Origin of the sequence: Anaerocolumna sp. MB42-C2, assembly GCF_030913705.1 — a bacterium.
In the GTDB taxonomy this organism is placed as follows: domain Bacteria; phylum Bacillota; class Clostridia; order Lachnospirales; family Lachnospiraceae; genus Anaerocolumna.
Genome location: NZ_CP133190.1, coordinates 3494726 through 3511625 on the forward strand (window position 1 = coordinate 3494726; position 16900 = coordinate 3511625).

The 16900-nt window shown below is 37.7% G+C and carries 24 protein-coding genes; 23 read left to right on the forward strand and 1 reads right to left on the reverse strand.

Going from position 1 to position 16900, the window contains the following annotated elements:
* The first annotated feature begins 42 nt into the window (after positions 1-42).
* The 16 genes from RBU59_RS15440 to RBU59_RS15515 all read left to right on the forward strand — a co-directional run bounded on the left by RBU59_RS15440 (position 43) and on the right by RBU59_RS15515 (position 10167).
* Positions 43-270, forward strand: a complete 228-nt coding sequence (locus RBU59_RS15440; RefSeq protein ID WP_308143405.1) for a hypothetical protein — start codon at positions 43-45, stop codon at positions 268-270.
* 11 nt (positions 271-281) lie between these two features.
* On the forward strand, positions 282-998 hold the full coding sequence (locus RBU59_RS15445; protein WP_308143406.1) for a recombinase RecT: 717 nt from the start codon (positions 282-284) through the stop codon (positions 996-998).
* Positions 988-1689: an MBL fold metallo-hydrolase gene (locus RBU59_RS15450; RefSeq protein ID WP_308143407.1), complete on the forward strand. Its 702-nt coding sequence runs from the start codon at positions 988-990 to the stop codon at positions 1687-1689. Before RBU59_RS15445 ends, RBU59_RS15450 begins: the two co-directional genes overlap by 11 nt.
* A gap of 150 nt (positions 1690-1839) precedes the next feature.
* Positions 1840-2379 (forward strand): ERCC4 domain-containing protein, encoded by a 540-nt coding sequence (locus RBU59_RS15455; RefSeq protein WP_308143408.1) that lies wholly within the window; start codon positions 1840-1842, stop codon positions 2377-2379.
* Positions 2380-2382: 3 nt separating this feature from the next.
* Complete coding sequence (locus RBU59_RS15460) at positions 2383-2676, forward strand: hypothetical protein (protein WP_308143409.1); 294 nt, start codon at positions 2383-2385, stop codon at positions 2674-2676.
* A complete protein-coding gene (locus RBU59_RS15465) occupies positions 2657-4480 on the forward strand; it encodes a DUF927 domain-containing protein (protein WP_308143410.1) in 1824 nt (607 codons plus the stop codon). The genes RBU59_RS15460 and RBU59_RS15465 overlap by 20 nt, the downstream gene beginning before the upstream one ends.
* Positions 4481-4762: 282 nt before the next feature.
* The gene (locus RBU59_RS15470; protein ID WP_308143411.1) at positions 4763-5161 is read left to right on the forward strand and encodes a hypothetical protein; all 399 of its coding nucleotides are present in this window, start codon (positions 4763-4765) and stop codon (positions 5159-5161) included.
* Complete coding sequence (locus RBU59_RS15475; RefSeq protein WP_308143412.1) at positions 5151-5339, forward strand: hypothetical protein; 189 nt, start codon at positions 5151-5153, stop codon at positions 5337-5339. Before RBU59_RS15470 ends, RBU59_RS15475 begins: the two co-directional genes overlap by 11 nt.
* Before the next feature lie 19 nt (positions 5340-5358).
* The gene (locus tag RBU59_RS15480; RefSeq protein ID WP_308143413.1) at positions 5359-5484 is read left to right on the forward strand and encodes a hypothetical protein; all 126 of its coding nucleotides are present in this window, start codon (positions 5359-5361) and stop codon (positions 5482-5484) included.
* 91 nt (positions 5485-5575) lie between these two features.
* On the forward strand, positions 5576-7210 hold the full coding sequence (locus tag RBU59_RS15485) for a DNA-directed RNA polymerase subunit alpha C-terminal domain-containing protein (RefSeq protein ID WP_308143414.1): 1635 nt from the start codon (positions 5576-5578) through the stop codon (positions 7208-7210).
* Positions 7211-7214: 4 nt separating this feature from the next.
* Positions 7215-7409 carry a hypothetical protein gene (locus RBU59_RS15490; protein WP_308143415.1) on the forward strand — a complete coding sequence of 65 codons (195 nt, stop codon included), beginning with the start codon at positions 7215-7217 and terminating at the stop codon, positions 7407-7409.
* Positions 7406-8050 (forward strand): NUMOD4 domain-containing protein, encoded by a 645-nt coding sequence (locus tag RBU59_RS15495; RefSeq protein WP_308143416.1) that lies wholly within the window; start codon positions 7406-7408, stop codon positions 8048-8050. The genes RBU59_RS15490 and RBU59_RS15495 overlap by 4 nt, the downstream gene beginning before the upstream one ends.
* A 103-nt stretch (positions 8051-8153) precedes the next feature.
* A complete protein-coding gene (locus RBU59_RS15500) occupies positions 8154-8810 on the forward strand; it encodes a hypothetical protein (RefSeq protein WP_308143417.1) in 657 nt (218 codons plus the stop codon).
* A 135-nt stretch (positions 8811-8945) separates the two neighbouring features.
* The gene (locus RBU59_RS15505) at positions 8946-9662 is read left to right on the forward strand and encodes a DNA adenine methylase (protein WP_308143418.1); all 717 of its coding nucleotides are present in this window, start codon (positions 8946-8948) and stop codon (positions 9660-9662) included.
* 10 nt (positions 9663-9672) lie between these two features.
* Positions 9673-9846 carry a hypothetical protein gene (locus RBU59_RS15510; protein ID WP_308143419.1) on the forward strand — a complete coding sequence of 58 codons (174 nt, stop codon included), beginning with the start codon at positions 9673-9675 and terminating at the stop codon, positions 9844-9846.
* A gap of 3 nt (positions 9847-9849) precedes the next feature.
* Positions 9850-10167, forward strand: a complete 318-nt coding sequence (locus tag RBU59_RS15515; RefSeq protein WP_308143420.1) for a hypothetical protein — start codon at positions 9850-9852, stop codon at positions 10165-10167.
* A gap of 166 nt (positions 10168-10333) precedes the next feature.
* Here the strand turns inward: RBU59_RS15515 and RBU59_RS15520 are convergent, their stop codons facing one another.
* On the reverse strand, positions 10334-10624 hold the full coding sequence (locus tag RBU59_RS15520) for a hypothetical protein (RefSeq protein ID WP_308143421.1): 291 nt from the start codon (positions 10622-10624) through the stop codon (positions 10334-10336).
* 231 nt (positions 10625-10855) lie between these two features.
* On the opposite strand from RBU59_RS15520, the gene RBU59_RS15525 reads away from it, so the two are divergent.
* From RBU59_RS15525 to RBU59_RS15555, 7 genes are all read left to right on the forward strand, one after another.
* Positions 10856-11350 (forward strand): hypothetical protein, encoded by a 495-nt coding sequence (locus tag RBU59_RS15525; protein ID WP_308143422.1) that lies wholly within the window; start codon positions 10856-10858, stop codon positions 11348-11350.
* 250 nt (positions 11351-11600) lie between these two features.
* Entirely contained in the window at positions 11601-12092 is a 492-nt protein-coding gene (locus tag RBU59_RS15530; protein WP_308143423.1) for a hypothetical protein, read from the forward strand.
* Positions 12093-12290: 198 nt separating this feature from the next.
* Positions 12291-12584 carry a hypothetical protein gene (locus RBU59_RS15535; protein ID WP_308143424.1) on the forward strand — a complete coding sequence of 98 codons (294 nt, stop codon included), beginning with the start codon at positions 12291-12293 and terminating at the stop codon, positions 12582-12584.
* A 466-nt stretch (positions 12585-13050) separates the two neighbouring features.
* Positions 13051-13629, forward strand: coding sequence for a terminase small subunit (locus tag RBU59_RS15540; RefSeq protein WP_308143425.1), 579 nt, complete (start codon positions 13051-13053; stop codon positions 13627-13629).
* The gene (gene terL / locus RBU59_RS15545; RefSeq protein WP_308143426.1) at positions 13622-15019 is read left to right on the forward strand and encodes a phage terminase large subunit; all 1398 of its coding nucleotides are present in this window, start codon (positions 13622-13624) and stop codon (positions 15017-15019) included. Before RBU59_RS15540 ends, terL begins: the two co-directional genes overlap by 8 nt.
* A 96-nt stretch (positions 15020-15115) precedes the next feature.
* Positions 15116-16618, forward strand: a complete 1503-nt coding sequence (locus RBU59_RS15550) for a capsid protein (RefSeq protein ID WP_308143427.1) — start codon at positions 15116-15118, stop codon at positions 16616-16618.
* Positions 16611-16844: a phage minor capsid protein gene (locus RBU59_RS15555; protein ID WP_308143428.1), complete on the forward strand. Its 234-nt coding sequence runs from the start codon at positions 16611-16613 to the stop codon at positions 16842-16844. The genes RBU59_RS15550 and RBU59_RS15555 overlap by 8 nt, the downstream gene beginning before the upstream one ends.
* The last annotated feature ends 56 nt before the right edge of the window (positions 16845-16900 follow it).

Below are 16900 nucleotides of genomic sequence, written 5' to 3' on the forward strand. Positions count from 1 at the left end.
TAGGAGAAAAATGGAATAAAAACAAGAATAAAGGAGGTATTAATGAAGCAAAAGTATAAATCCCGCCTGCAGGCTTTACTGACCGTGATATTCTTCCTGGCTCTGATCTATGTATACGGTGTAGCCGGTTCCTCTGATTTAAACAAATTAACTGCAGGACAGGCCTTTGCAAGGGGGATGATTGGTGTAGCGTTTATGGCCGTATCGGTCATTACATATAAGCTCAGACTAATCCTGCTCTGCAGGAATGCACAAATACAAGTATCTTAAGTTCAGCTCTTTTGGGAGAGGCATTAAACCTTTCCCCGAGTCCTCAACTCGGACAATATTATATGGTTCCTTATAAGAAAAAGGATCGGCAGGGTCATGTAATTTCCGTGGAAGCTCAGTTTCAACTTGGAGCTAAAGGGTATAAGCAACTTGCCATGAGAACCGGTCAATATCTTGACATTGACTGCATCTATATCCATGAGGGTGAATATTTGGGCAGGGATCGGTTTAGCGGTAAATACAAGTTTGAATTTATCGAAGATGACGAAGTCAAGGAAAACTTACCTATTGTCGGGTACCTGGCTTACTTTGAGCTCCTGAATGGTTTTAAGAAGCAATTATACTGGTCTAGGGCCAAGATGGAAAAGCACGCAGATACATATTCCCAGGCTTTTAATCTGGAAGCTTATCGAAAGCTGCAAAAAGGTGAAATACCCAAAGAAGAGCTGTGGAAGTATTCTTCTTTCTGGTATAAGTCGTTTGACGAAATGGCCGAAAAGACCATGATCCGTCAACTGATCAGTAAATGGGGAATCATGAGTATCGAAATGGAAGATGCTTATACCAGAGACATGTCCGTTATAGACGAGCAGGGTAATCCGCAATACGTTGATAATAAGGAAGTTCCTATTGAGGATATTGTAGCTCATGAAATAAAAACAAATGCAAATACTGAGGAATTTACGGAACCTGAATGGCTGAAACCGGAGGGAAAAGATGCAACTTAAGTGTTTAGGCAGTAGTTCTTCCGGAAACTGTTATCTTTTAGAAAATAAGGAGGAATGCCTGGTACTGGAGGCAGGGATTCCGTTCAAGGAAGTAAAAAAGGCTCTGGATTTCAACATAACAAAAATCGTTGGGGTTGTTATCAGCCACAGTCACGGAGATCATGCGAAATATTGTGATGAATATCCCAAGGCAGGAATACCGATTTTTAAAGCCTATGAAATTATGACTCCGAATTTAGAGTTTGGCAACTTCCTGATTCGTCCTTTTAAATTAGAGCACGATGTTGAGTGTTATGGTTTTTATATCATGCATCAAGACATGGGACGTCTGGTATTTGCAACGGATACTTATTATGTGAAATATCACTTTTCAAATGTGAACCATATTATGATCGAGTGCAATTATAGCCAGAAGATTATTGATAATCGAAACCATCAAGGTGAAACAGTTAACGCTTTGCGTGACCGGGTATTGCAATCACATATGGAACTTGAAACTTGCAAGGACTTTGTAAGAGCAAATACTACTTCAGACCTTTATACAGTGACGTTGATGCATTTATCTGATAGTAATTCGGATGAGAGACTGTTTTCAGAGGAAATTAACAATATTGTTGCCGGAGCCGGTACCAAAGTGTATGTAGCCAATAAAGGCGTAACGATAGATCTTGATCGTTTACCATTTCATTAAAGATCATGCGAGAACATGTAAAACTAGAAACTCATTCATTTCTTGTCTATGCAATGTATAACATATCACAGTGTAACCATATTACATAGACTTCCTTATCCAAATCCAGAGCGATGGGCATACCGCTCTGGAGAAAGGAGAAATACATAATTGACAATTATAGAAGATACAAGACAACAAATCGATAAACATAAAATTGAGAATAACCAGCTGAGAAGTTTAGGTGTTAATATCCTTCGAAGTAAACTTCCTGTTGGTGATTATGCAAATATACTGAATTTATCAGTGGTTATAGACAGTAAGAAAGACCTGCAGGAATGCGTAGGTAATATATGCGGTGGTGGTAAGAAAAAGAAAAACGGAGAAACGGAACATGAGCGTTTTAGAAATGAATGTATTTTAGCCCGAGATAACGGTATAAAACTCATTGTACTTGTTGAGCATGGATGGGGCATAAAAAGTATTGAGGACGTAGCAATGTGGAGAAATCCAAGAATAGATGCATGGGAGCGTAAAGTTAAATCGATGCAGCGTAAGGGTATTTCTACTGCAGGTATGAGGCCCCCTAACAGCGGAGCAACATTGGCTAAATCCATGAAAACCATGCAGGACAAATATGGAGTTGAATTCATGTTCTGTAGTCGGGGTGATGCAGGAAAGAAGATTATTGAGCTTTTAGGTGGTGAGTAATGTATGGCAAGCTTTCGTCAAAGGATTGCAATTCAAAAGCAACATAAGGAACCCAAGAAAAAATATGATCCATTTAAAACTGCAAAGAAAAATTATCAATCCGAGACAAAAGTTTACCTAAAAAGAGCCATTCTGATGTATAAAACGCTGGCAGCTAAGTTTAAACCGTTTTCAGATGAAGAGGAACTTTGTCGGAAAGAGGTGCTTAAGTATACGATTGATCTTGAAATATTAGAGCATGGAACATATGAAGAACGCAAGGAGGTAGTTAAAAAGTATGGAAGAGACATCAGTTAGGCAATACTCAAAAGCTGAATTCAACACAGAAGAGCCGTACAAAGCATTGTTCGAACTTAGGAACAACCGCTTTAAATATAATCAGATGTTCACCATATTGAAAGATAACGCCGCCAGCGTTGGGTTTAAAGATTTTGGTCGTATGCTCAAGTCATATGCAGAGGAACAGGCCGGTAAAGGTGTAATCATTGATAATGTGACACAATTTGAGGGACAAGAGATTGAATTAAAAACCGGAGAATGGCTGGCGGATGATTATGGTGTTACCCGTAGAAATGAACGTAATGGAGAGGATATCGCTTGTGTTCATCCGATCATGCCGGTGGAACGCCTTACAAATATCGACACTGGGATTGAGAAAATCAGAATCGCTTTCAACAGAGGAGAGGGATGGAAAAACGAGATATACGATCGGAGAATGATTGCTGACAATAGGAGCATACTGGAATTATCTATAAACGGGATAGCCGTGACATCGGAAAATTCCAGAAACCTTGTACGGTACCTGCATGACATCGAAAACCTCAATTATAATATTCTTCCTCATCATAACTCAGTCGGACGGCTTGGATGGACAAACAGGGGTGAATTCAGCCCCTATGTAGAAGATCTGGTTTTTGATGGGGATAATGACTTTGAAAAGATATACGGATCCATTAAAATCAGTGGAAACTTTGATGCGTGGCTCAAGGAGGCTAAAGATGTGAGAAAGACGGAGTCCCCTGCGAGAATAATGTTGGCTGCAGGTTTTGCTAGTGTGTTGATTAAAAAGCTTGGTAAGCTGAATTTCATTGTTCATTTTTGGGGTGGATCGGAAGCAGGAAAAACGGTATCGCAAATGTTAGCGACATCAATATGGGCTGATCCAGGCGAGGATGCATATATCCAGACCTTTAACGGTACGCCGGTAGGAACGGAATTACTAGCCGGATTTGTAAATAGTATGCCGCTTGTACTTGATGAATTTCAGCTGGTAAAGGACAAGAAAACGTTTGAGACTATCGTTTATATGCTCTGTGAGGGAATTGGGCGTATCAGGGGTAAGAAGACCGGTGGGATTCAAAAGACACCGACATGGAAAAACTGTGTACTGACATCCGGTGAAGGACCCATAACAAACAGTTCTTCCGGAGGCGGTGCGGTCAACCGAGTTATAGAAATTGAATGCAAGGATAAGCTATTCAAGGATGCACCGGCCACAGCAGATGTTGTAAGAAAAAATTATGGACATGCCGGAAAAATTTTTATCATGTTATTAAGAAACGAAGGGGCGCAAGAGGAGGTAGAGCGACTTTATAAAGAGTTTTATCATTCGCTCGGCTCAGGTGCTACAGAGAAACAATCAATGGCTGCAGCAGCCATATTAACTGCAGATGCCCTGGCCACAAAATGGATATTCTGTGATGATCGTGCTTTAAAGCCTGAAGACATAGGAAAGTATCTCAGTACGAAAGAATCTATTGATACAAATTTACGTGCATATGAGTACTTTAGGGACATTGTAGCGTCCAATCACTATAAGTTCGTGATTAAAGGTAATTCACCTGTTGGTGAGTGTTGGGGAAGCGTGTCCGGAGGAAAAATCAACGTTATGAAAAGTATATTTGAAAAGATATGTAATGATGGAGGTTATGATTCGAAAGCCTTATCCAGTTGGTTGAAACAGAAAGGATATACCGAGACAGCAGCCGATCGTGCTTTTAAAAGTGTAAGCATAAACGGTATGAAAACATGGTGTATCTCCATGAAGGAAGACAGTCCGGAATTTGAATCGGCGGATCCGCAGGAAGTACCGTTTTTATAAAAAGGTAACCGTAGCATACTAAAAAAACGGTTACCCTGAAAAGTCAGTAAAATCAAGGTTTTGAAGCCTGCGGTAACCGTTTCACCGTAGTAACCGTGAAAAATATCAATCTATATACATAATAAATATAAAAAATAATTTTCTATACGCGCGTAAAAATTAACGGTTACTTCGGTTACCGTGCCAGTTTTGTTAGTAAAATCAAGGCTTTAGCGGTAACCGTTACAACGGTTACCGTGCGGTTACTCCGGTTACTGAAAGGTATTTTGATAAGGAGGATATATGACTTATAATATAGGACCAGAAATAGAGGATTATTTCTGGGATAAATATGATGATAGCAGAATAAAAGTAGTTCCTGGACATTGGCCTGTTATGAATACAAAGGAAGAAGTTGATAAATGGATAGGTTTTATTAATAAAATTAGGAACTTATCGTCTAAGGATGAAAAAACAATTACCCGGTCCCAGGTAAAAGATATTTTTAATGATACCTATAATGTCTTTTACCGGAAATGGGAGAATGCAAGCAACGAAGAGGATATTCTCAAGATGTGGGAAGAAGCAAAGGAATTAAAAAACAAATACAATGACGAATATGGACTTTGCGAAACTATACTTATGAAACTCAGTGAAATAATAAAAGATGATTTTAAGCGGAGGATCGACGATGCCGAATAAAATTTTGAGTTATACCCCTGAATTGATTAAAAAAGCTATTGGTAAGCAGTGCGTTATATGTGATCAATATATTTCTGAAGACGAAGCCAATAAAATGGATTTTGAGTATTCTAAGACCAAGAGTAAGCATGAAATATTTATACATAAACATTGTTGGAGTAAGACTTATAAAACCTAATTGAAAGGAGAAAAGTGGTGTGGATGAAGTAAAGTGGTATGAAAACAGTTCACTGGAAAGTATTAAGAATATAATCAAGGATAATATAAATACGGCGTCCAGGTCCTTTTTAGCGATAGGGTATTATCTGAAAAAATGTTCGTGATCGGAATCTTTACGAGCAGGACGGGTACCAAGACATATGGGAGTTTGCGCAAGCTGAATTTGGTATCAGTCAATCATGGGCTAGCCGGTATATGTCAATTAATGACCGATTCAGTAAAGATGGTAATTCACCTATGATTCAAGAGGAATACAAAGGTTTTAGCATTTCTAAGTTGTCAGAAATGTTGACTCTAACAGATAATCAGATGGAACAGATAACATTAACTACAACGGTTGCACAGATAAAAGATATTAAAAAATCTTATGCGACGTCGCATAAAACTGAGTCGGAGGAAAAGCTGATTGAACCATTATCAAAGACCTGTAAATATGATGGTAACTCCAATTGTGTAGCCGTTTGTGATACCGGTGCAGAATGTTGTGCTGAATGTCCTGAACATGGAAGTTGTAATGGAGAATGTGGTTGGCAGGACGAAAGGATACCGAAACGGGAGAAAAGCATTGATGATTTAGATTTTTCTGTTCGAACATATAATTGTTTGAAGCGTGCCAGTATTGATACTATTGAACAACTTTGTGGCATGACGGAAGATGAAGTAATTACGATACGGTCTATGTCTCAGAAATGCCTTGATGAAATTAAGCTGAAGTTATCCGAGATTGGCAAGGAGATGAAATCGGTAATCACCACTTATAAACTAAACGGCGAGCCATACGGAGCTACCCGGAGTGAGATTATAGTATCCCTTATAGCGGAAATGATTAAAAACTGTACTGAAATAGAAGGTATAAATGGTGATTGCTGTTCTGCCTTTGGGATAGATTACTGGGCTTATAATATCAAAAATGATGGGTACATAACAATTGAGAATGAAAACGGAAACCCAATATTTCGAACCAGCATTGAGCGGTTTAAACATGAGTATGATTGGCATAAGGTTAGATTGGCCTCACGTCCACCGGAGAAGCCGGAAGAGGATGAGGATAAGGAAACCATGAACGATACCCCGGAATCTGTTACCGAAACAGCTGAAATTATGAACGATATTCCAAAAACCGTTATTGATCAGACCGAATCCATTAGTGAGGAATGTGAGGGTTGTAAACTCAATGGTAATTCAGATGCCGGTATTATGGAATGTCATCCGGAAAGAGGAGAGCATATGTGCTGGATTGCTGATGAATCAGAAAAATCTGAAATTGTGGAAGCTGATGTAATACATACTGAAAAAGATAATTCTGATCCTGAGAGATACAGTATTTCAGAAGTGCAGTGGGAAATTACAAATCATACTAAAAATTTGGATATTCTGCGTAAGGATAACTGTATAGATTCTATTCGGCACAAAACAAAGATGCGTCTGGATGCGGCTACTGCATTATTTGATAAGTTACAGGAGCCGGTTATCGAAGCGGAATCTAAATCAGTACAGCCAGAGCTGCCTATTCTTAAGAATAATGACCAACGAAAGGATTTTATTGATAATTATACTTCTTGGCCAATATGGATTGATCAGGAGCTCACAGGAGAGCGGTATTATCGATATGATTTCGAGGATGGTACAAGTTTTGTAATCCGAGTCAGCTTACAGCACGCATACAAAGGTTACGAGCGAACAGCAGATATTAAGTATGGACACGAAGAATACTTTTTGTTAGGTGCAAAAAACCAATGGATACCAGGAATGCCGACATTTACGGAATCCAGTACAAACAAATCAGCAATGGTTGAACATTTAAAAGAGATCCAAAAGAAAGGGGCGTAAGATCATGACGAATGCAGAGAAATATGCAACAGATATTGATAGACTGGCAGATGCAATTTATCAAACAGATTCTTTCGATGAGGCTTGCAATATGAAATACGATGAGGCGGGGGAACTGGTTGGCTGCAGACATGATGGAATTGAGAAAGGCTGCCTTATCTGTATCAAGGATTGGCTTATTAGGGAGGTTGACCAATGAACGAAGCTGAGGTTGATATCTGGAAAGATATACAAGGATATAACGGAAAGTACCAGGTCAGTTTCACAGGGCAGATAAGGCGCATATATCTGAATGGCAAATCAAAGTTGATGACACCTTTCAAGAAATCCGGAAAAGGAAATAAATTATATGTGCATCTTACAGATAACCAAGGTAAGGATCATATGATTTTAGTTTCACAGATTGTAGCAATACATTTTATTGGCAAGCCTAAACCTGGACAGGTTCCATATCATAAAAACGGTTGCTTAACTGATAATTGGGCAAGCAATTTAGAGTACATAGGCCGAAAGCAGCTTGGGAAAATGACTGGTGCATCCAGTAGACGTCAGCCGGTTGTAAAGATTAATTCGGAGGGTGAAATCGTTGAGTGCTATTCCAGTGCAAGGGAATGCGCTAGGAATAATTACATGAGTTATCAGACGGTGATAGACAGATGTAATTTACTTTATGTCAAGAGGTCAATATTTGCCCCGGATGGATATGCCTATGCGTGGGAAGACGATGAGAAAAAACTTAATGCAGTCTTAAGACGGATTGAACTTGAAACCCAGGATACAGATCAAGAAGAAATCAGCCGGTTAAAACAAGAGAAAATGAGATTTGCATTTGAATTTTAATTGATGAAAATTATGTAATAAATTAGTGTACATTGACAACTGAATATTGATAGTTGTAGCTATATCGAATATAATTAGTACATAAAAATAAAGGGGACACACTATGGATATTATATTAAGTTTCATATTGAAAGTTGTTGCTTCAGTCGGTGGTGCAGGTGCTATAATAATCGCATTATCTACTTTTATTGCTAAAGTATGGGCTGATTTATTTATGAGGAAAAAAACTACTGAATATGACAAGCAAATTGAATTTTATAAAAAATCATTAGAATTGGAAATAGAAAGATATAAATCCCTTAGTGAACAAATTACATATAAAAATAAAAAAATATTTGATACAGAATATAATGTTTTATTTCAAGAATTAGCTCCAAAATTAGAAGATGTTAAACAAAAATCTATAGAATATCTTAAGTGTGTACAGCCTGATCAAGATATAATTTTATACAAAAATGCAATTAACGCATTAGATGATTATAATTACAATCTCTTAAGGCGTGCTCTATTTATTGATGAAAGAATTTATGACTTGTTGAAGGAATATTATATTTTATGTAGAGAATATATAAATTCAATCAAAAAGATACGAGAAAATATTTTCAAAATGAACTTAGATAAAGACATGTATAATATTTATTTACTAAAAGACGAGAATCATAATGAAATAGTAAAAAAAGCATTAAACTATTTAAGTGAAGCTCAAGAAGTTATAATAAAAGGAACAAGAGAATACGTAAAAAGTATGGCCTCTATGTAATGATTGTAAACTACCAACTATCAATATCAGTTGGTAGTTTTTTTGTACCCAAAATTAGAAAGTAGGTGTCATATGAGAACACTTTTGAGATACCCAGGGAGTAAGCAGCGGATAGCTCCCTAGATCATAAGCCAGATGCCAAAACATCACAGTTATCTGGAACCGTATTTCGGTGGTGGGGCAATTTTGTTAAATAAAGAACCGTCCAGGATAGAGACAATCAATGACCTGGATGACGATGTGATAAATCTCTTTGTAGTTATTCAGGACGACAGCACCAGAGAAGAGTTAATCGGTCAGGTTGTTTACACACCATACGCAAGAGCTGCTTATGACAATTCCTTTCCGGATAACTCCGACGAACTAGATCCGGTGGAGAGAGCAAAAAACTTTCTAATTCGGTCTGGAATGGGGTATGGGTTCCGGCATTGTGAGAAAACAGGTTGGAAAAGAGATGTATACGCAAGAGAAGCAGCCTATGCGGTTCGGTACTGGAATGACCTGCCGGAAGTAATCACGGCGGTAGCACAGCGGCTTAAGATGGTCCAGATAGAGCACAGGCCGGCAGTAGAACTTATTAAATCATTTAATCACAGTAATGTTTTAATATATAACGACCCGCCTTATCTATTTTCTACTCGGTCCAGGAAAATGTATAAGCATGAAATGGGTACTGATGCAGAACATATTGAAATGCTGGAGGCGCTCCTGCAGCATACCGGACCGGTGATGTTATCTGGATATGACAATGAGATTTATAATACATATCTTTCAGGATGGCGGAAAGAATCGATACCAGCCAGAGCAGAGAGGTCACTTCCAAGAACGGAATATCTTTGGATGAATTATTGAGGAGGTCAGTATGAAGCTAAAAGGATTAGGACGTACTATAAAGGTAAAACCCGGGAGGGTACAGGCTATTAAGACCCGGTTCGGTTGCCGGATAGTGGTTAACTGTACTCTTCCAGAAGAGTTAAACGGATATGAACTGGAAAAATTGGAGGACAGGATCCGGACGGTCCTGAGAAAGGATTAAGGTATGATAGAGGGAAAATCAAAATTAACATTCGGAACAGGTGATATTATGATGACTCCTGTACTGAATAAAATCGATAATGAAAAAACAGGCATGCTGGTATTTGAAAATAACTCTGATGGTCACCAGATTGGAGAATATACGGGCCAGAATCCAGAATTTAGAATTGCCGGTAAAGATGTACTAATGGTATTCAATAAAATTGAAAGCTTGGACGTTGTATTGGAAAGGCTTAGCTTACTAAAGTCTATGTGGTTAGATCAGGAAGATGATCTCCTGGAATTAGATGTTATAGAAACTGCGGAGGATTTCAAAATTTAATCTATCCTGTAAAAGAGGAGGGGCCAGCAGGTTATCCTACTGGCCGGTTTATGAAAAAGAGATTTATGTTAGCAAGGTGGGGAACCTTGTTGTTATCTTATGAACTTAGTATATCGTTCATATGTGTACAGGGTTTGATAGTAATGTTAAGTTACTGTGAACATTTTCAGGAGCCTAATACCCACCTGTGATCTGATATGTAATAGGTCAATATACATTCTTTCTGCTGATTGCCGGATAAATAAGTACAACAAAAGGACTTACCGTTTCTTACATCCTTGCTGTATTTAACCCCTGTAATTTGGACTTTACAAACATTATCGTATAAATACTTAATACCAAAACAAACAGGCTTAAAATCACCCATAGGATTAAAGGCAGCTATAACGGAAATAGGCTGACGGCTATTATAATCAATTTTAAATTGCGGACTACGATCAGGTTCGAAGAATGGCATAGTAATTACCTCACAAGTTAGATTATTATATATTATACGAACATGTGTTCTTAAATACAACAGTTAATTGCTGGAAAGGAGAAGAATTATTGACAGAAAAGAATAAGGAATATATTTTGCGACGGCCTGATCCGTCAAGAGTTAGAAAATGTAGTGAATGTGAGCATGTAAACGAAAAAGGTTTTTGCAGTTTCTTCATGCTTTACGCAGGATTGAAAGGGGCGTGTTTGATTGAATCAACAAACAGCAGATGAATTAATTGAAAAGGCTGTAAAGTCAGCCATTAAGGAATATAGTAAAGAGCAGAAAGCGGAGCGTAAGAGAAAAGCATTACATAATACAAAGCTTCTGCTTAAGAATTATCATAAAATACAGACCAGCATAGAAGAAGCTGTATCTGATATAAAGCAGCTTGAACAGGATTATATTATCATGGATGATTCGGACGAGTTGTATATTGATAGTATAAGGCGAAGTAAATTAAAAAGTCTTATTGTTATAGCACATATTGATAAGGCCCTTGATCTAGTCCAGGAGGAATGTAAACGAAAAGGGGTTCCAGAAAAGTACAATGCGTTCGTTAGTTGTATGATGGATGGTATGACTTATGATGATGCGGCAAAAGAATATATGTCAAGCAAACCATCAATAAGCAGATGGATTAATGAAATTACAAAAGAAATCAGTATACAGCTATTTGGTGTAGAGGGCATAGACTTTATCTGAAATTACCATGAAATAAAAACGGAATTTACATGATATTTTAACCTGTGGTATTATTAAGGTGGAAAGTTTGAAAAGTTTTCAACCTCCTGCGGCTGCCAGGTGTCAAAAGCCTGGTGGCTGTTTTGCGTATAATTGCAAGTTAACTTAAAAGATGTTCTATTCATAAAAAAGCATAGATATTACATAATGTAACATAATTATTATTCAAACATATCATATATTGTCACAAAATATCAAAGGAGAGGATATAATGGATAATTATTATAATTATTGGAACAATCCAAGCTATTATAGAGATAATGTTATGTTACGTATCAGCAATTACGATAGAAGAATGGTTGGTCCAGATCAATTTCTTCCATTAACAGGAAGTTTGTTAGACATACCTAATAATAACAATAACGGTTATAGAATTAACCCTGATTATCTGCAATTTGAACCTGGAATATACTGTATATCATATAATGTGACTGCAAGAATACCAGTTGCTGCACCAACAACAATTCCTCTTATTATTTATGAATCTCATGGTGGAAGACCTGGTATGCGTTTTTATGCATCAGCATATAATATCGACAATACAGCTACTGTGTCAGGGACTACATTGATTAGGGGTATTGGCTTTGATGGCAGGGGCACTTCCTTTGAATTAAGAAATTTAACAAGAGATTTAAATGGGCAAGCAAGTTCAATTGAATTAGTAATGCTTGAAATAGCAGCTTTTAAAATATTAGATATATAACAATGGTTTATGGAAATTAATAAACTATACGGCTACTGGCTTTCATCGGTCGGTGGCTGTTTTCTCCATGATGGAGAGCCCCTAATTATTATACTCCCATAAAAAGACATTCAGCGTCCGGCATGTCCGGCTGGGTGTCTTTTTGCATTGAAAAATATTGGAAATAGGTATATAATTGGAAAAAAGGAGGATTATAAAATGAAGATATATTTGCATCAGCCTGTAGATATTCAAAATGATAGGTTCCCTCATTGGTGGAGTAAAACTTATAACAGTTTGGCTATTCCGCACAAAGGGGATTATATTGAAGATCCGATTTGGAAAGAGCCAGGTGAATTTGTGGTTGAAGATGTAACAATCAATTATTATGATGATAGTTGTTATGTTCAAATCGCAAAATATAATTATGTGATACCTCAAAGCAGAAAAGATGAAATGAGCCATATAGCAGAATTACATGGTTGGGAAGCAAGCTTTAGAAAAAAGATATGAGATTATAAGCATCCTCTTGGGTGCTTTTTTCACACAAAAAAAGAGTCATTTACACAATGGCTCTTTCCCTGTTAAGTTACTACTTCTGAGTATTACATATTGTAATAATAAGTATAAAAAATAAAATAAAACAGATAAAATTAAACATTGACTCATGCTTGAGTATGAACCTACGAAGTATTTTAAAAATATAAACTCCGTACACTCCCAAAAGTAATAAACTTAAGTCTTTTAAAATGATGGTATCCATCATGTAACTTCCTCCTTTCTTTAGTATTTGGGCTTACATCATAAATAGAATGCCAAATATTTTAAAGGTGAAGCTACATATGGTGTACTATCATTGCTACTGATTAGAGGATATTGCTATCCTTAATTAAAACTATGTATGTCAGTAGCGATAAACATTGTACCATAAAGCAAAAAAAATGGCAATATATTACTAAACTGAAGCGAGGTGAACCTGATGGCATTAACAGATAAACAGAAGTTATTTGCAGATGAATATTTGATAGACCTTAATGCCACCAGGGCTTATAAGGCTGTCTATAAGAACTGCAAGAATGATGAATCAGCGGCTGCAGCTGGTGCAAGAATGTTAAGAAATGTTAAGGTTGCAGAATATATCGATCAGAGGATGAAAGACCGGGAAAAGCGGACCGAGGTAACCCAAGATAAGGTTTTAAATGAGCTTGCAGCCATTGCCTTTGCTAAAGGTTCAGACTTTGCCCAGGTTGTTGAGGAACCAATTATACTGCATGGTCGTTATGTTATGGATCCGGATACTGGCAAGATAAGAACTGAGGATGTTGTAAGGATAACTCCTACTGATAAGCTTCCGGAAGATAAGCAAAAAGCCATATCCGGTATTAAGCAGGGTAAAAACGGAATAGAGATTAGTACCTGTGACAAGGTGAAAGCCTTGGAACTTCTTGGTCGTCATTTAGGTATGTTCAAAGATAAGGTTGAGGTTACCGGTAATATTAATAACCCTTATGAAAATTTATCAACAGATGAATTAAAGAAGCTGATAAGAGATGGATAAAGAACTGATAAAGCTTGGTGCTAAAGTGGAACTTGCGAAACGTGAGTTCTTTTTTTATTGCCAATTAAAAGCTCCAGACTTCTATAAATCCGATAGACAATACCTTGTATCCCTGTGTAATGAATTCCAGGAGTTCCTTGAATCGGATGAAGAGGTCATGATAGTAAATGAACCGCCCCGGCACGGCAAGTCTCGTACAGCTGGTAATCTGGTTGAGTGGGTGCTTGGTAGAGACCAGACACAGAAGATCATGACGGGATCCTACAACGAGACACTTTCCACTATGTTTTCTAAGAATGTCCGTAACAGCATTATGGAACAGAAAGCAGATCAATATAAACCAGTATTTTCGGATGTGTTCCCAGGGGTATCTATTAAGCGTGGTGACGGAGCTATGAACCTGTGGAGCCTTGAGGGTGGATATAACAATTATCTCGCTACTTCTCCGACCGGTACCGCGACTGGATTTGGCTGTTCCTTAATGATCATAGATGACCTTATCAAGAATGCGGAGGAAGCGAATAACGAGGCTGTAAAAGAAAAGCACTGGGAATGGTTCACGAATACAATGTTATCCCGTTTAGAAGAGGGCGGGAAGATAATTATTATTATGACCAGGTGGGCCAGTGATGATCTGGCCGGTAGAGCTTTGGAACATTATACGCAGCAAGGAGTTAAGATAAGGCATATCTGTATGAAAGCCTTAGTTGACAAAGAAAAGAAACAGATGCTTTGTCCGGAGGTGCTTTCCTATAAGTCTTATTTGGGCAAGATAAAAGCTATGGGTGAGGATATAGCCAGTGCAAACTATCAGCAGGAACCTATCGACCTAAAAGGTAAGCTGTATAGTAGCTTTAAGACCTATGCTAAGCTTCCGGTTGATGAAAAAGGTAATAGCCTATTTACTGGTATTTATTCATATACAGATACAGCTGATGAGGGTGACGATTGGTTGTGCTCTATTATATGGGGTGAATACATGAAAGAGGCTTATGTACTAGATGTGTATTATACCAGAGACGGCATGGAAATTACTGAAAAAGAGACCGCAAGAAGACATGCAGAATATAAGGTCAATAAAGCCAGAATAGAGAGTAATAACGGTGGTTCTGGATTTGCCCGGAGCGTAAAGCGGATATTAAGAGAGGTATTTAAAAGTCTATATACAGTAGTTACCTGGTTTCATCAATCAAAGAATAAGAAAGCAAGGATACTTTCTAATTCCAGCTGGGTTATGGAACATATCTATTATCCGGTTAACTGGAGAGATAAGTGGCCGGAGTATTATGCTGCTATGAATAAATATCAGCGTGACGGCGAAAACAAACACGATGATGCTCCGGATGCTACGACAGGGATTGCGGAAACGATGATAAAAATAGGAGGTTGATATTATGAGTACATTACACTTAGTTATTATTTGCTTTACAGTCTGTATATGCATCTGTGCAATCTGCAACACCATAGAGAAAGTGGGTAGGAAGTAATGGGATGGTTTAAGAACATGGTAATGAAATTACTTAAGATAACACCTGCCCAGGACCGTAAGATAACCATCATAGAGCCGTTGAGTTTTCAGGGGAATGTCCTTAAAAATCAGATCTGGTATCGTGGTGATCCGTCTGAGATAGAACAATTCTTTAAACAGGCTGCTTATGATGAAGTATCAAAAGCTAGGTTCTGGGCATCTGTACCGCAGACTAGGGTAAGAAAAATACATAGTGGTATAGTACAGATCGTTATTGACCGGCTAAAGGATATTGTTGTGGCTGATCTGGATAGTATTGATTTTGGCGAGAAAAAGAAAGGTGACGAGGATACAAAGACCCCTATCAAGGATCTATGGGACGAGATAGCAAAAGATAACGATTTTGAGGACATTCTCGGTCAGGCGATACAAGGAGCATTATCTTCCGGTGATGGAGCTTTTAAAATATCGGTTGATGAAGTAAGCAAATACCCGGTTATTGAGTTTTATGAAGCGGATTCAGTCGACTTTAATACAAAACGAGGACGTATCCAAGAAATATTATTTTACACTACATACACGAAAGGGAATAAGGATTATAGACTACAAGAGACTTATGGAAAAGGATATGTAAAATATAAGTTATTTAGTGAGGATGGCAAAGAGGTCCCACTGAATACCTTGGAAGAGACCGCTAATTTAATCGATGTAACCTTTGCTGGCGATTTCATAATGGGTGTGCCATTAAAGATTTTTTCCTCTACAAAATGGAAAGGTAGAGGAAAGGCCTTATTTGATTCTAAGACAGATGATATAGACGCACTGGACGAGGTAATCAGTCAATGGTTGGATGCGGTCCGGTCCGGTAGGGTAAAAAGATATATTCCAGAAGATTTAATCCCAAGAAATCCAAACACCGGTGAATTAATGGAATCTAACCCTTTCGATAATCAATTTATAAAAGTAGGCTCAAGCATGGCTGAAGATGATAAATCTAAGATTGATGTATCTCAACCGGATATTGCCTTTGAAGCTTATGTCAGCTCTTATGCAGGATGGCTTGACCTTGTCCTACAGGGTATTATTAGTCCTGCTACGCTTGGTATTGATCTAAAAAAGACAGATAATGCAGAGAGCCAAAGAGAAAAAGAAAAGGTTACTTTATATACCAGAGGACAGATAATAAATGCCTTAAATAAGACTATACCAGAATTAGTAGGCATAGCAATGATGGTTTATGATACTATGCAGGGTAAAGCTCCGGGTGAATATGAAGCATCTGTAAAATTTGGTGAGTATGCTGCTCCTGGATTTGATACCACTGTTGAGGTAGTTGGTAAGGCTAAAACTTACGGAATCATGTCAACTGAAAAATGCGTAGATGAGTTATATGGTGATACCATGACTGATAAAGAAAAGGATGATGAAGTAGCAAGGATTAAAGCAGAGAATAGCTTTAGTACTACTGAACCATTGATAAATCAGGATGATAATAATTCGGATGGTGATATGGATGAATGATTATGACGTTGGATCCATATTCCAAGAGATAGAAATTGAGCTTATTAAATCCATGCGCCGTAACCTTGGGAAACATCTTGACTGGGAAGAGGATGAGGGCTTTAAGTGGGAGCAGTGGCAGGCTAAAAAGATACGTGAGATAAGAAAGTACCGGGCGCAAAATGAAGCTATAATGAGCAGTTATTCTAAGAAACTGGACGTAGCTACAAAAAGATTGTTTAGATAAAAAAGATTATATTGATAAAAAAGCTCATAATCCGATTAATAAAATACCGGTTTATA

Excerpts from the sequence above, each read along its gene's own strand:
- RBU59_RS15440 (WP_308143405.1), top strand. The coding sequence starts at position 43 with ATGAAGCAAAAGTATAAATCCCGCCTGCAGGCTTTACTGACCGTGATA.
- RBU59_RS15450 (WP_308143407.1), top strand. The coding sequence starts at position 988 with ATGCAACTTAAGTGTTTAGGCAGTAGTTCTTCCGGAAACTGTTATCTT.
- RBU59_RS15460 (WP_308143409.1), top strand. The coding sequence starts at position 2,383 with ATGGCAAGCTTTCGTCAAAGGATTGCAATTCAAAAGCAACATAAGGAA.
- RBU59_RS15465 (WP_308143410.1), top strand. The coding sequence starts at position 2,657 with ATGGAAGAGACATCAGTTAGGCAATACTCAAAAGCTGAATTCAACACA.
- RBU59_RS15470 (WP_308143411.1), top strand. The coding sequence starts at position 4,763 with ATGACTTATAATATAGGACCAGAAATAGAGGATTATTTCTGGGATAAA.
- RBU59_RS15475 (WP_308143412.1), top strand. The coding sequence starts at position 5,151 with ATGCCGAATAAAATTTTGAGTTATACCCCTGAATTGATTAAAAAAGCT.
- RBU59_RS15485 (WP_308143414.1), top strand. The coding sequence starts at position 5,576 with ATGTCAATTAATGACCGATTCAGTAAAGATGGTAATTCACCTATGATT.
- RBU59_RS15490 (WP_308143415.1), top strand. The coding sequence starts at position 7,215 with ATGACGAATGCAGAGAAATATGCAACAGATATTGATAGACTGGCAGAT.
- RBU59_RS15495 (WP_308143416.1), top strand. The coding sequence starts at position 7,406 with ATGAACGAAGCTGAGGTTGATATCTGGAAAGATATACAAGGATATAAC.
- RBU59_RS15500 (WP_308143417.1), top strand. The coding sequence starts at position 8,154 with ATGGATATTATATTAAGTTTCATATTGAAAGTTGTTGCTTCAGTCGGT.
- RBU59_RS15505 (WP_308143418.1), top strand. The coding sequence starts at position 8,946 with ATGCCAAAACATCACAGTTATCTGGAACCGTATTTCGGTGGTGGGGCA.
- RBU59_RS15510 (WP_308143419.1), top strand. The coding sequence starts at position 9,673 with ATGAAGCTAAAAGGATTAGGACGTACTATAAAGGTAAAACCCGGGAGG.
- RBU59_RS15515 (WP_308143420.1), top strand. The coding sequence starts at position 9,850 with ATGATAGAGGGAAAATCAAAATTAACATTCGGAACAGGTGATATTATG.
- RBU59_RS15520 (WP_308143421.1), bottom strand. The coding sequence starts at position 10,624 with ATGCCATTCTTCGAACCTGATCGTAGTCCGCAATTTAAAATTGATTAT.
- RBU59_RS15530 (WP_308143423.1), top strand. The coding sequence starts at position 11,601 with ATGGATAATTATTATAATTATTGGAACAATCCAAGCTATTATAGAGAT.
- RBU59_RS15535 (WP_308143424.1), top strand. The coding sequence starts at position 12,291 with ATGAAGATATATTTGCATCAGCCTGTAGATATTCAAAATGATAGGTTC.
- RBU59_RS15540 (WP_308143425.1), top strand. The coding sequence starts at position 13,051 with ATGGCATTAACAGATAAACAGAAGTTATTTGCAGATGAATATTTGATA.
- terL (WP_308143426.1), top strand. The coding sequence starts at position 13,622 with ATGGATAAAGAACTGATAAAGCTTGGTGCTAAAGTGGAACTTGCGAAA.
- RBU59_RS15550 (WP_308143427.1), top strand. The coding sequence starts at position 15,116 with ATGGGATGGTTTAAGAACATGGTAATGAAATTACTTAAGATAACACCT.
- RBU59_RS15555 (WP_308143428.1), top strand. The coding sequence starts at position 16,611 with ATGAATGATTATGACGTTGGATCCATATTCCAAGAGATAGAAATTGAG.